General features: G+C 66.0%; 13 protein-coding genes. 1 reads left to right on the forward strand and 12 read right to left on the reverse strand.

Translation table 11 applies throughout. The annotated features are described in order from the left end of the window. Positions 1–19: 19 nt before the first annotated feature. From ACLBYA_RS23335 to ACLBYA_RS23365, 7 genes are all read right to left on the reverse strand, one after another. Positions 20–1,009: a LacI family DNA-binding transcriptional regulator gene (locus tag ACLBYA_RS23335; protein ID WP_447711830.1), complete on the reverse strand. Its 990-nt coding sequence runs from the start codon at positions 1,007–1,009 to the stop codon at positions 20–22. A gap of 5 nt (positions 1,010–1,014) precedes the next feature. Then, positions 1,015–1,665: a nucleoside/nucleotide kinase family protein gene (locus ACLBYA_RS23340; protein ID WP_447711831.1), complete on the reverse strand. Its 651-nt coding sequence runs from the start codon at positions 1,663–1,665 to the stop codon at positions 1,015–1,017. Beyond that, a complete protein-coding gene (locus ACLBYA_RS23345) occupies positions 1,662–2,579 on the reverse strand; it encodes a PfkB family carbohydrate kinase (RefSeq protein ID WP_447711832.1) in 918 nt (305 codons plus the stop codon). The genes ACLBYA_RS23340 and ACLBYA_RS23345 overlap by 4 nt, the downstream gene beginning before the upstream one ends. Then, positions 2,557–3,339, reverse strand: a complete 783-nt coding sequence (locus ACLBYA_RS23350; RefSeq protein WP_447711833.1) for an ATP-binding cassette domain-containing protein — start codon at positions 3,337–3,339, stop codon at positions 2,557–2,559. The genes ACLBYA_RS23345 and ACLBYA_RS23350 overlap by 23 nt, the downstream gene beginning before the upstream one ends. Then, positions 3,336–4,331, reverse strand: coding sequence for an ABC transporter permease (locus ACLBYA_RS23355; protein ID WP_447711834.1), 996 nt, complete (start codon positions 4,329–4,331; stop codon positions 3,336–3,338). Before ACLBYA_RS23355 ends, ACLBYA_RS23350 begins: the two co-directional genes overlap by 4 nt. An 8-nt stretch (positions 4,332–4,339) precedes the next feature. Further along, entirely contained in the window at positions 4,340–5,332 is a 993-nt protein-coding gene (locus ACLBYA_RS23360; RefSeq protein ID WP_447711835.1) for a substrate-binding domain-containing protein, read from the reverse strand. Positions 5,333–5,459: 127 nt separating this feature from the next. Next, the gene (locus ACLBYA_RS23365) at positions 5,460–6,050 is read right to left on the reverse strand and encodes a TetR/AcrR family transcriptional regulator C-terminal ligand-binding domain-containing protein (protein WP_447711836.1); all 591 of its coding nucleotides are present in this window, start codon (positions 6,048–6,050) and stop codon (positions 5,460–5,462) included. An 88-nt stretch (positions 6,051–6,138) separates the two neighbouring features. On the opposite strand from ACLBYA_RS23365, the gene ACLBYA_RS23370 reads away from it, so the two are divergent. After that, a complete protein-coding gene (locus ACLBYA_RS23370) occupies positions 6,139–7,194 on the forward strand; it encodes an aldo/keto reductase (protein WP_447711837.1) in 1,056 nt (351 codons plus the stop codon). Between the two features lie 24 nt (positions 7,195–7,218). On the opposite strand, the gene ACLBYA_RS23375 is transcribed toward ACLBYA_RS23370, so the two are convergent. From ACLBYA_RS23375 to ACLBYA_RS23395, 5 genes are read right to left on the reverse strand one after another with little or no spacing between them, the layout of a single operon-like run. Continuing rightward, positions 7,219–8,244 carry a zinc-dependent alcohol dehydrogenase family protein gene (locus tag ACLBYA_RS23375; RefSeq protein WP_447711838.1) on the reverse strand — a complete coding sequence of 342 codons (1,026 nt, stop codon included), beginning with the start codon at positions 8,242–8,244 and terminating at the stop codon, positions 7,219–7,221. Between the two features lie 2 nt (positions 8,245–8,246). Next, positions 8,247–10,199, reverse strand: coding sequence for a thiamine pyrophosphate-dependent enzyme (locus ACLBYA_RS23380; protein ID WP_447711839.1), 1,953 nt, complete (start codon positions 10,197–10,199; stop codon positions 8,247–8,249). Beyond that, positions 10,196–11,836 carry a glutamate synthase-related protein gene (locus tag ACLBYA_RS23385; protein ID WP_447711840.1) on the reverse strand — a complete coding sequence of 547 codons (1,641 nt, stop codon included), beginning with the start codon at positions 11,834–11,836 and terminating at the stop codon, positions 10,196–10,198. The genes ACLBYA_RS23380 and ACLBYA_RS23385 overlap by 4 nt, the downstream gene beginning before the upstream one ends. A gap of 47 nt (positions 11,837–11,883) precedes the next feature. After that, positions 11,884–12,450 (reverse strand): sigma-70 family RNA polymerase sigma factor, encoded by a 567-nt coding sequence (locus ACLBYA_RS23390; protein ID WP_447711841.1) that lies wholly within the window; start codon positions 12,448–12,450, stop codon positions 11,884–11,886. Between the two features lie 59 nt (positions 12,451–12,509). Then, on the reverse strand, positions 12,510–12,926 hold the full coding sequence (locus tag ACLBYA_RS23395; RefSeq protein ID WP_447711842.1) for a hypothetical protein: 417 nt from the start codon (positions 12,924–12,926) through the stop codon (positions 12,510–12,512). Positions 12,927–12,946 lie beyond the last annotated feature (20 nt).

Consider the following 12,946-nt stretch of genomic DNA (forward strand, 5'->3'; position numbering starts at 1 on the left):
GCATCCTCCTCGGTCGGGGTTAGGCGCATCCGCAGGAATTGCGGTGGTGGAATGTGGTCGGTACCCGAATCTGTTGGGGAGCGCCCTGATTGCCGTGGATCCGGCGCAGCAGCAAATCGACCGCGGTGGCGCCGATCGTCTCGACATCCTGCGCGGCCGCGGTGAGCCGGGGTTCGAACAGGTCCGACCACTCGAAGTCGTCGTAGCAAGCGAACGCGACATCTCGCGGTATCGACAAGTCCAGGCGCTGAACCGCTTTGAGGGTGCCGATGGTCATGGCGTTGTTGAGCGATACCAGTGCGGCGGGCCGGTCCGGACGCGACATCAGCGCGTGAACCTCCCGCTCGGCGACATCGGTATTGGAATCGCCGTCGACGACAAGCGCCGGGTCGAGGGTGATACCGCGGTCAGCCAGGGCCGCACAGAAGCCGTCGAATCGCTCGATGGTGGACGATATCCCGGCGAGGCCGCGGATGACGCCGATCCGGCGGTGCCCCTGGTCGATCAGATGCTCGGTCAGCGATCTGCTCGATTCGAAGTTCTCCGGACCGACCTGATCACAACCGATGTCGACACCACGGTCGATCAGCACCAGAGGTGTTCCGGTACGGGTGATCTCGGGAAGTGTGCTGCGCTCCGATCCGGCGGCCGGCGCCACGATCATCCCGTCGACCTGGCGGTCCAGCAGTGATCCGGTGACGCGCTGCTCCGAGGTCACATCGTCATGGGAGTCACCGACGATCAGGACGTATCCGGCGTCGGACAATGCCCGCTCGACCGCGTGCACCAGGCTGCCGAAGTAGGGGTTCGTCAACGCGGAGATCGAAAGTCCGATGGTGTGGGTGCGTCCGGCGGCGAGCGATCGCGCGACGCCGTTGCGGCGATACCCGGTCTGCTCGATGGCCGCCTCGACGCGCAGCCGGGTGGCGTCGTTGACCTTGCGGGTGCCGTTGAGCACGTGGGAGACCGTGGAGGCGGATACGCCGGCGAGGCGCGCGACATCACCCATCGTCTTCATAACAGGCGAACGACCCGGTCGGCGCGCGCGGCGGTCGACTCGATCAGTTGGGCGTTGCGTTCGTCGGAGCCCAGCGCCCAGAACTGGGCCTCCTGCGGCGATTTCCCGTACGCCTCGTGCCGGCGCACCAGGCGGGCGTGTCGCACATCGGTATCGGGTGCCAGGAACCAGACTTCGTCGATGTGTGCCCGCGCGGCCGGCCAGGCATCCGACTCCAGCAGTAGGTAGTTGCCCTCGGTGACCACGAGCGGCACCGCCGACGGCACCGGGATGGACGAGCCGATCGACTCTTCGATCTCGCGCCGGAACCGCGGCCCGTACACGACGGGGTCCTCGGGGCGTTGCGTCCGCAGGGCGGTGATCAACCGGGCATAGCCGCCGTCGTCGAAGGTGTCGTGTGCGCCCTTGCGGTCCAGGCGTCCCAGCTCGATCAGCACCTCGTTGGCCAGATGGAATCCGTCCATCGGCACCAGCACGGCGAGCTCCGGTCCCAGTGCGGCGACGAGTTGCTCGGCGACGGTGGACTTTCCGGCCCCTGGAGCTCCGGTCAGGCCGAGGATGCGCCGCTCCCCCTGTACGACGAGCGCCTTTGCCCACTCGACCAGCTGGTCCAGTGAGGCCTCTGCGACGTCCTGATCGATGGTCACCGTTCCCGCTTCCGGTTGTGCTCAACAGGGAGTTCGTCCAGCCACTGCCGTGGCCCGACTATCGAACACCGTAGTGCCGCCACCCGGGCGCAGCGATCGAGGCGCTCTTCCAGCCCGCCCTCCTGAGTCGAGAAGAAGGCGTAGGCGCCGTGGAAGGCATCACCGGCGCCCAGGGTGTCGACCACCGTGACGGACGGCACCGCGACGCTCCCGGCCCGACCGCGCGACCACCACTGCACGGGGTCACCGCCGTGTGTGGTGACCACGGTATCGATGCCATCACGCGCGAGTGCCGTCGCGGTGGACTCCGCAGTTTCGGCGCCCGGGTATCGGAAATCGTTGGAGCACACCATATCGGTCGCGTACGGGATCAACTCGGCCATCACCGGCTTCCACCGGCCGGCGTCGACCACAATCGTTCCGTTGCGGGCTGCGGTATGGCAGGCGGCCGCCGTGGCCATCAACGGGTGATGCCCGTCGACCAACACCACATCGGCGGTGTCGAGCAGGTCGCCGAGCTGCTCGGGTGGTGTTGCCGCGGAGTTCACCGCATCCAGGGACACCACCGAGCGGTCCCCGGTCGATTCAATGACCGATACGGCCGACACCGGTACCGCCCGCCGCTGGCCGGCTGCCGCGTCGACCACCTCCACCCCGTATGCCGCGAGGTCGGCCCGGATCAGGTCGGCCACCGGATCGGTGCCGAGCGCGGTGACCAGCGTGGCCTCCCCTCCCAGGGCCGCGAACGTCACCGCGGCATTGGCGGCCGGTCCGCCGGCGGCGACAAACTGTGCTGTCGAGGTGATCTTCTCGTTGGCCGCTGGAGCCGCCGTGATGCGGTGGATCACATCGAGGGTGGCCAATCCGACGAAGACCCCGACCGGGGCCTTCTCAGACGGCGGCGCGTTCCTCATCGGTCGGCTCCTCCGCACCGGTCATCAGGGCGACCACCTCGGACATCGACCGCTGCTTCGGGTCGACGACCCCGGCACGTTTCCCGAGACGGTGGATGTGGATGCGGTCGGCCACCTCGAACACGTGCGGCATGTCATGGCTGATGAGTACCACCGGGATTCCGCGGTCGCGGATCGACCGGATGAGGTCGATGACCTGTCCGGACTCTCGCACACCGAGCGCCGCCGTCGGCTCATCCATGATGATCACCCCGCGGCCGAACGCGGCGGCGCGCGCCACCGCGACACCTTGGCGCTGCCCGCCCGAGAGCGTCTCCACGGCCTGGTTCACCGACTTGATACCGATCTTCAGGTCTGCCAGGTGCTGCGACGCATCCTGACGCATCTTGGGCATATCCAGTCGACGGAAGATGTTGCCCGCGATGCCCTTACGGCGGACCTCCCGGCCGAGATACAGATTCGAGGCGATATCCAGCGCAGGTACCACCGCAAGATCCTGGTACACCGTCTCGATGCCGGCCGCCCGCGCGTCGCGGGTGTTCTTGAACGACACCGGTTTTCCGTACATCAGGATGTCGCCCGAGTCCGGGATGACGGCCCCGGCAAGCGCCTTGATCAAGCTCGACTTGCCTGCGCCGTTGTCGCCGATGACGGCGAGCACCTCACCCTGGCGCAGTTCGAAGTCTGCACCGTTGATCGCCGTCACACTTCCGTACTTCTTGACCAGGCCCCGAGCCTCCAGCACAGGTGCGTTCGTCACTGTGACCTCCTGCGCGCGAACTGGTCCACCGCCACCGCCACGATCACAAGGATGCCGGTCGCGATGTTCTGGTACAGATTGTCGACCCCGGCCTGGGTGAGACCGTTGCGAAGGACACCGACGATGAGGGTGCCGACCAGAGTTCCGCCGACCCCGCCGCGACCGCCGAACAGACTCGTTCCGCCGATCACCACCGCGGTGATGGATTCGAGGTTGGCGTTCTGGTACGCGTTCGGGTCGGCATTGGGGATGCGCCCGAGTGCGGCCCAGGCGGCGATGGCCGCGATCACCCCGGTGGTGATGTACACCGACAACAGCACACGTCCCGATTTGATACCGGACAGGTCGGCCGCCTGCCGGTTGCCGCCCACCGCGTAAACGTGTTTACCCCAGGATGTTTGGCTCAATGCGTACCAGGCGACGAGATAGACCAGCAGCATCGCGACCACACCATAGGTGGTCGCGAAGGAGCCGATCCGGAACGAGGTGCCCAGGAAGGTGAGCGGGCCCTGTTCCACCCGGTAGGTTTCCGAGCCCGCCAGCAGACGGGTCGCCGCCTGGATGGCGGTGAACGTTCCCAGCGTGACGATGAACGGTGGGAGTCGGAGCGCGGTGACCAGTCCGCCGTTGATCGCGCCGAAGGCCACACACACCAGCAGTGTGGAGCCCAGGGCCACGAAAGGGCCGCTGGCACCGGCACTCTGGGCCAGCACGATGCTGCCGAAGACCGCGATCGCGCCGATCGACAGGTCGATGCCGGCGGTCAGGATGATCAGCGTCTGGCCGACGGCCAGGATGCCGATGACCACCGACTGTTGCAGGATCAGCGAGACGTTCTGCGGATTGAGGAACGAATCCGAGATCGAACTGAAGATGATGATCGCCAAGACCAGCGCCACCACCGGGCCGAGCAACGGTTCACGCAGAATGCTTTCCACGTTGAACCGGCTCGATACCGTCGGCTTGGCCGTGGTCGGTGCAGCGGAATTCACGGGTGCACTCAGCCCCAGCAGTTCTGTTCGCCCCAGGCGGTGTCCTTGGAGTCGAGACCGGCAACCGGCTTGTCAGTGATGAGTTCGGAGCCGGTGTCGTTGAATCCGCTCGGCTTGGTGCCGTCCTTGGCGAACTTGACGACGGCCTGCACGCCCTGCTCGGCCATCTTCGCCGGGAACTGCATGACCGTCGCGCCGACCTTGCCGGATTTCACGTCGGCGACGCCGGTGCAACTGCCGTCGATCGAGCCGATGGTGATCTGGTCGGCGCGGCCGGCGGACTGGATGGCCTGGTATGCGCCGGCCGCCGCGGGCTCGTTGATGGTGTACAGCGCGTTGATGCCCGGGGCGCGCTGCAGGATGTTCTCCATCGCGGTCTGCGCCTTGGTCTGATCGCCGTTGGTGTTCTCCTGCGCGACGATCTCCGGCGAACCCTCGGTGATACCGAAGCCTTCCAGGAATCCGTCATGCCGGAACGTGTCGACGGTGCCGCCCGGGGTGCCGTCCAGCATCACCACCTGGGCCGGCGCGTCACCGAGGGCGGCGCGCACCCACTTGCCCTGGCTGACACCGGCGGCCAGGTTGTCGGTGGCGAAGGTCGCATCGACGGCATCCTCGGGGTCGGTCGCGGTGTCCAGGGCGATGACGACGACACCGGCGTCGCGGGCCTTCTTGATGGCGTCGAGCACACCGGTCGAGGAGTTCGGCGTGATCAGGATGCCCTTCACCCCCTGGCCCACCATGTTCTCGATGGCCGCGACCTGGCCCTCGTTATCGCCGTCGAAGGCACCGGCCAGTGCGATCAGTTCGGCGCCGTCCTTCTCGGCCTGAGCCTGGGCCGCCTCGCGCAGCTTCACGAAGAAAGGATTCGAGTCGGTTTTGGTGATCAGGCCGACCTTGATGCTGTCGGAGTCCGAGCCGCCGCACGCGGTCATACCGAGAACCAGTGAGCCGGCCATGACGGCCGTCGCGACCGCGTGGATGCTGCGCTTTCCGAACATGTGGACTCCCTTGTCCCCGATGTGACGCCGGTCGCATCACGTGGTGATTCGGAGCGTAAACCCCGCGAAAGCGCTTGCGCACGCGCTTTCGCAAAATTGAGTCGTTTCAGATTCGGCCGGCGTTTGTTCACCGAACGAAGGCACCCGCAGCGATCGCCGCGAGGGTCGCCTGCGTCGAGCGCGCAGAGTCGCCGGTGTCGGGGGCACCATTGCCGGTCAGCATCCGGTAGTACAACGGCGCAGACAGGTATCGCAGCACGTCGCCCGGGTCGGTGCCTGCGGGTGCTTCGCCCCGGGCGATGCCGTCGGTGACGATGCCGGCCAGCTGCTCGCGGCGGCGGCGGTAGAACTCGGCCAGCGCAGCGGCGGTCTCCGGATTGCACGTCGCCGCCGCGATGATCGCCGCGAACAGCCGGCCCTGCCGGGGATCGGCGAGTGTTCGTTGAACCAGCTCGGCGGAGTGGCGGAGGTCGCCCTCCAGAGAACCCGTGTCCGGACGCGGCGACGAGGTCTCGGCCATATCGGTCAGCAGGTCGGTGACAAGCGCCGACACCGCTCCCCAGCGGCGGTAGACCGTGGACTTGCTGACACCGGACCGCTCGGCGACGACCACCAGGTCGACACCTTCCAGCCCGGATTCGACCAGCAGGTCGGCAATCGCCTCGAGCACGGCGGTGCGGACACTCGCCGTTCTGCCACCGGGTCGACGCTGAGCCATCTACGGAGCTTAACAAAACTGCAGTCGCGTTAAGTGGTATCGGCATGTATGGTGCTTAAAACGACGATCGTTCCATTAAGGAGAATCGGTGGAGTATCGCAGAGTCGGCCACTCCGGACTGGTGGTGTCGGAATTGGCCTTCGGTGCAGCCACTTTCGGTGCCGCGGGTGAGTTCTTCGGGGCGTGGGCCGATACCGGGGTGCGCGAGGCCCGCGAGATGGTCGATCTGTGCCTGGACGCCGGCATCACGCTGTTCGACACCGCCGACGTCTACTCGAGCGGACGGTCCGAGGAGGTGCTGGGGCTCGCCCTCGACGGGCGGCGCGATGAGGTGTTGATCTCCACGAAGGCTGCCCTGCCGATGGGCGACGGCCCCGCCGATGCCGGTACCTCGCGGTCACGGTTGATCCGGTCGGTCGAAGATGCGTTGCGGCGGTTGCGAACTGATCGGATCGACCTGTTCCAGCTGCACGGATTCGATGCGGTCACGCCGATCGAGGAGACTCTGCAGACACTCGATCTCCTGGTCGAGCAGGGCAAGGTCCGCTACACCGGGGTGTCGAACTTCGCGGGCTGGCAGTTGATGAAATCGCTGGCGATGGCCGATGCCGCGCACCGGACCCGCCATATCGCGCATCAGGTGTACTACTCGCTGGTCGGGCGTGACTACGAATGGGAACTGATGCCGCTCGGACTCGACCAGGGTGTCGGGGCGCTGGTGTGGAGCCCGCTGGGCTGGGGCCGGCTGACCGGACGCATCCGCCGCGATACCGCGGTGCCCACCCAGAGCCGTCTGCACAAGACCGCCGCCGCCGGCCCGCCGGTCGACGATTCGCTGTTGTACGCGGTCGTCGACGAATTGGATTCCATCGCAACCGAAGTCGGCCGGACGGTTCCACAGGTCGCATTGAACTGGCTGCTGCGCCGGCCGACCGTGTCCTCGGTGATCATCGGCGCGCGTAATGCCGATCAACTCGGCGACAATCTCGGCGCCGTCGGGTGGTCACTCGAGGACCACCACATCGCACGGTTGGACGCCGTCAGCCAACGTGACCAGCCCTACCCATACTTCCCGTACTTCCGCCAAGAGGGTTTCGCGCGGATCAATCCCCCGCTGTTCCCGTCGCTCAGTTCGGCTTCCTAGAAAGGGTATTTGCTTCGTGGTCGACTACCCGCTGATTCGCGGGGGCAGCGCCACCGCTCCGCCCGCGACATCGATGACGACCTTGCCGCGCAGCGCATAGGAACGCCTGTCCTCTAGGAGTGCATGCGCCTCGCCCATCCGAGCGAGCGGCAGTGTCGCACCGATGACCGGCCTCACCAGACCCCGCTCGACAAGCGTAGTGAGGGCGTCCAGCTTTCCGCGATTCTGTCGGGTGAAGACGAAGTGGTAGGCGGCGTTGCGGCCCCACGCCTCGATGAGGTTCTGCGGCTGGGCGATGTCGACGATGCTGACCACCCGTCCGAAGTCGTTGAGAATCAGGGGGCTCCGGGTGAGTGTGTCGCCGCCGATCGTGTCGAACACGACATCGACGCCCTTCCCCCGCGTCAGCTCGGCAACCGCTTCCACGTAGTCCTTCGATGTGTAGTCGACGACCGCGTCCGCCCCCAGTGAGCGCACGAACTCATGCTCTGCCGCCTTGGCGGTGGTGATCACCCGGGCGCCGATCGCCGCCGCGACCTGGATCGCGATGCTGCCGACACCGCCGGCACCCCCGTGGATGAGGATCGTCTCCCCCACGGTGAGTGCAGCTCGTGTCACCAGCGCCTCCCAGACCGTTCCGCCGACGAGCGTCAGGCTCGCCGCCTCCAGGTGAGTGAGGTTCTCCGGTTTGCGGCCGACGATATCGGCGTCGGCGACGTGTTGCTCCGCGTAAGAGCCTGGGCCGCCGAAGATCTGCGGTGTGTAGTACACCTCGTCACCGGCACGAAAGTCGGTGACATAGAAGCCGACTTCCTCGACCACACCGGAGATGTCATATCCGATGATCGCCGGGAGCGCCACGTGGTCCGGATAATCGCCGCGCCGGATCTGATAGTCGAGTGGATTGACGGCAGTCGCATGTACGCGCACCCGAACCTGATGAGGTCCGACATGCGGCACCGGGACGTCAAGTAGCTCGAATGCGTCCGGCCCGCCGAACCGGGTGAGCACAACGGCTTTCATCGCATCGGTCATAGCTGTGTTCCTCATCGTCAGTGCGTACGTGGGTCGGTGATGATCTCGACCATGGCCGGCCCGCGGTGATCGAGTGCTGCTGCGATGGCGGCCCCGACCTCCGTCGGATCGGTGACACGTCTGCCAAAGGCACCGCAGTCCCGCGCCAGCGCTGAGAAGTCCGGATTCAGCAGCGATGTCTGCCACACCGCGTACTCGGCGCTGCGCTGCTCCTCGCTGATCTTCGCGAGCTCACCGTTGTTGAGCAGGATGTGGGTGATGTTCATGTCGTATTTCACCGCCGTGGTGAACTCGGCGAGGTACTGGCCGAACCCACCGTCGCCGGTGACCGCGACAATGGGACGGTCCGGGGCTGCAGCCCACGCACCCATGGCGGCGGGGAAACCGAAGCCGATCGAACCGAGGTAACCCGACATCAGCACCGTCTGTGCGGTGGGTTCGAAGTACCTCCCGAACGAATAGGCGTGATTGCCCACATCGACTGTCATGACGGCGTTTTCGGGCACCAGTGTATTCAGTTCGTGGAAGACGGTCGCGGCGGCCACCCGTCCGTTTACCGGCACGACAGCCGCACGCCGGGTCTTCTCGCTGCGCCACACCTCCCAGCGATCGGCGATCTCCGGTCGTTGGTCGACAATGCCCGGGTGCACGCGCAGTCCGTCGGCCAATGCCTCCGCGGTGACACCCACATCGCCGAGTACCGGTACGGCGACCGGTACAAACCGGCCGAGCATCCGCGGATCGGTGTCCACCTGGACCGTCGGCGTGTACGGGGAAATGCCGCTGTGGTTGGAGAACGAGGCGCCGAAGACAAGCAGCAGGTCGGCCTTGTTCATCATCCAGGATGCGACGGGTGTGCCGGATCGTCCCAGGACGCCGCAGGCCAACGGATGTGTGTCGGAGATCTGCCCCTTGGCTTTGAAGGTCGTCAGGATCGGGGCGTTCAGTCGCTCGGCGAGTGAAATCACCACCGCCATATCGGCTTGGGCACCGGCACCCACGACGATCACCGGACGGGTGGCAGCCGCGACGCGCTCGAGAGCCGCCCCGAGCGCATGAGCGGGCGGACCCACACGAAGATCGGGTATCCGACCGGCCGGGCCCGAGGCACTCTGTTGCGGGGCCGCGAGCACCTGCACTTCGTCGGGCAGCACCAGGTGTCCCACGCCACGGTCGAGAATGGCGTGTTTGAGCGCCATCGTCATCAATTCGGCGTGATCGGATCCGGACCGGACCATCGTCGAGTAGGTGGTGACGTCGGCGAAGGCGGAAACCAGATCGATATCCTGGAAGGCACCCTTGCCGGCCACCGCGGAGTCCACGTTTCCCGACAACGCCAGGACGGGTGCGCGGTCGGCTTTGGCGTCGTACAGACCGGTCAGCAGGTTCGTCGATCCGGGTCCCGCGATGCCGAAGCACGCGGCGGGCCGGCCGGTCAGTTTGCCGTAGGCCGATGCCGCGAAGGCGGCCGCGCCCTCGTGCCGAACGCCGAAGTATCGGAGCTTGCCCTCGGTCTCGGCGCGGTGCATCGCCTCGGCCATACCGAGATTCGAATGCCCGACCATCCCGAACACCGTGTCGACGCCCCAGTTGACCATGGTCTCGACCAGTACGTCGCTGACGGTCCGGACTGGCACGGTTGGAGCCGGAGTGCCCACATAGACCCCGTCGGCACGAGTCTCTACGGGATAGGTCGGAACGTCATAGTCGGGCCCGCCGGCTGCCTCGCCGGTGAACGGGTCGAAATCGAACCCGTGCCACGGACACCGGATCTTGCCGTTCTCCACCGTGCCCTGTCCGAGCGGCCCACCTTGATGGGGGCAGCGGTTGTCGATGGCCCCGTACTCGCCGTGCAGTTTGGTGAGCGCGACAGACTTGAGCCCGGCGGGACAGACAGCCACCTCGCCCTCATCGAGTGCGTCTGCGTCGATGACCCTGTGCCACTGAAACTCCTGATCTTCATCGCTCACAGCGGCATCACTCCTGCGTAGGGGACTCCGCTGAGGTAGGCGAAGTCGCGGTCAAAGGTGACGAGGTCGTCGAGTTCGAAATCGGCGAGGCGGCGGTGGCCACACGCCCTGGCGAGGATCACCATCAACTCGACCGTGGATTGCAGAAAGCGGTTCAGGCGCTGCGCGGCGAGTTCTACCGGCAGCCGGTCGCGCAGGTGGGGTTGCTGGGTGGCGATGCCCACCGGGCAGGTGTTGGTGTTGCACGCGCGCATGCCGACGCATCCGATGGCTTGCAGGGCCGCATTGGACAGTCCGATCGCATCGGCACCCAGCGCCAGCGCCTTGACCATATCGGCCGCGGTACGGATACCACCGGTGACGGCCAATGTCACGTCGTGCGCCGAGGCCGCGGTCAGGTGTCGCCGCGCTCTGGCCAGTGCCGGGATGGTGGGTACCGAGATGTTGTCGCGGAAAAGTGTTGGTGCCGCTCCCGTTCCGCCGCCACGCCCATCGAGGATGATGTAGTCGACACCGATCTCGAGTGCAGCGTCGATATCGCGTTCGATCTGCTGCGCACTCATCTTGTATCCGACGGGTATTCCCCCGGAGACCTCACGGACCTGCGCGGCGAAGTCGCGGTACTGCTCGAGTGAAGTCCAGTCCGGAAACCGCGCGGGTGAGATCGCGGAGGTGCCCTCGACCAATCCTCGCACCTCGGCGATCGTGGCGGTCACCTTGTTCCCGGGCAGGTGTCCGCCGGTTCCGGTCTTGGCGCCCTGACCGCCCTTGAAATGGAACGCCTGGACCTTGCGCAGATGATCGAAGGTCCAACCGAAGCGGGCCGACGCCAACTCGTAGAGATAACGCGAATTGTGCTGTTGCTCGGCGGGCAACATGCCGCCTTCCCCGGAACACATCCCGGTTCCGGCCAGTTGTGCCCCGGCCGACAGAGCGACCTTGGCCTCCTCGGAGAGTGCTCCGAAGCTCATATCGCTGACGAACAACGGAATGTCGAGCACCAGTGGGCGTTCGGCCGCCGGTCCGATCACGGTGCCGGTTTCCACCGGCTCGTCCTCAAGGAGCGGTAGCCGCGCAAGTTGTCCGGTGACCAGTTGGATCGAGTCCCACTTGGGCAACTGATCCCTGGGCACACCCATCGCCGCCATGGGCCCGTGGTGGCCGGCACGGCCCAGACCGTGTGCGGCGAGTTCGTGAATCTGGGTGACGAACGGCTCGTCGGCGGAGTCGGCCGGCGTGATCCAGCGGCCCTGATAGCCGTCATCGGCATGTGTCACCGGCTGGGCGCGTTGGTATTCCGTGACCGACGACTCGTCGAGGTATACCGCGCCGTCGGACACCCAGGCAGGAAACGTGGTGAGCGCCACCGCCGGGTTCACCGGTGACACGCCGGTCTCGGAGTCATAGCGCCAGCCGTGCACGCCGCAGACGACCAGGTTGCCGTCCACATGCCCGTCGGCCAGCAGGGCGCCCCGGTGGGGGCACCGTCCGTAGAGAGCGGACACGCCGGTGCCGCGGCGGACGAGGACGATGTCCACCCCGTTGACCGTGACGGGATGGGGCCGGTCGGCCGCCAGGTCGTCGAAGGATGCCACCCGCAGTGCGGATTCGCCCACAATCGTTGGGGCGTCGGTCATTCGAACCTCCAAGGTGTTGTCGAGCTGCAACGTGTCGGAATACACATTCAGGCGTATCCGCGGGCGACAGCGAGGGCACTCAACCTGGCCCGCAGCCGGGTTCGGCCGCGGTGAATTCGCGACATGACGGTGCCCAACGGCGCGTCCATGATGTCGCTGATCTCCTTGTACGGGAGTCCCTCGATGTCGGCGTAGTACACGGCCATCCGAAACTCGACGGGCAGCGCATGTAATGCATCTCTGATGTCGTTGTCGGGCCACAATTCGAGCACCTCCGCTTCCGCGGAGCGCAGTGCCCGTGGCGAATACTCGCCGGCCTGTACCTCCTGCCAGTCGGAGTTCGCGGCGACGGGCAGTTCGGCGGGCCGGCACAATCGCTTGCGGTAGCCGCTGATGTGGGCATTGGCTTGGATACGCAACAGCCATCCTTTGAGATTCGTTCCTTCTTCGAAGGTGTGGAAGTTCGTATACGCGCGCATCATGGTTTCCTGCACCAGGTCTTCGGCGTCGGCGCGTTGCAGGGTCAATCGCACTGCCCTGCCGAAGAGCGCGTCCACCAGGGGAACAACGTCGCGCTCGAAACGAGCAGCCAGATCGGCTTCGGCCTCCTCCACTATCGGACGTGCCCTGATCTGCTGTCTGACAACGCTTTCACAGCTCATCGAGACATCGCCTAACTCGTGTCGGGCAGTATGTGCAGCGGTTTGCGTCGCGTGGGTGCCAGCCTGTTCTGCAGTTCGACGATGGCCCGCGTCGGGCGCAGGTGAACGGCCAGGGAGGCAACCTTGCCCGCGGGGTTGACCCCGATGAGGTCGACACCATCGAGTTCCGTGGTGCTGATCCTGATATTGGTCACGACAACGAAATATCCGTCGCCCGGGATGATGTCCGTGACCGTGTACTCGTCGATGACGGCGAGGCTCTGGGACAGGGCCGTCGCGACCGGTTCGCGGCCGACGATGGGTCGGGTCTCGATCGGGTTCTCCAGGATCACGTAGTCGGCCAGTTGCGTTGCCGCGACCGCCGCATCACGCGCGCCCATAGCCGCCAAGAAGGCCGACAGCGCTGCTGGAATCTCTTCCACCGTCATGGACTTTCCGTCGTCGAGGA

Source organism: Mycobacterium sp. C31M, assembly GCF_053345865.1.

Excerpts from the sequence above, each read along its gene's own strand:
- ACLBYA_RS23335 (WP_447711830.1), bottom strand. The coding sequence starts at position 1,009 with ATGGGTGATGTCGCGCGCCTCGCCGGCGTATCCGCCTCCACGGTCTCC.
- ACLBYA_RS23345 (WP_447711832.1), bottom strand. The coding sequence starts at position 2,579 with ATGAGGAACGCGCCGCCGTCTGAGAAGGCCCCGGTCGGGGTCTTCGTC.
- ACLBYA_RS23360 (WP_447711835.1), bottom strand. The coding sequence starts at position 5,332 with ATGTTCGGAAAGCGCAGCATCCACGCGGTCGCGACGGCCGTCATGGCC.
- ACLBYA_RS23365 (WP_447711836.1), bottom strand. The coding sequence starts at position 6,050 with ATGGCTCAGCGTCGACCCGGTGGCAGAACGGCGAGTGTCCGCACCGCC.
- ACLBYA_RS23375 (WP_447711838.1), bottom strand. The coding sequence starts at position 8,244 with ATGAGGAACACAGCTATGACCGATGCGATGAAAGCCGTTGTGCTCACC.
- ACLBYA_RS23385 (WP_447711840.1), bottom strand. The coding sequence starts at position 11,836 with ATGACCGACGCCCCAACGATTGTGGGCGAATCCGCACTGCGGGTGGCA.
- ACLBYA_RS23395 (WP_447711842.1), bottom strand. The coding sequence starts at position 12,926 with ATGACGGTGGAAGAGATTCCAGCAGCGCTGTCGGCCTTCTTGGCGGCT.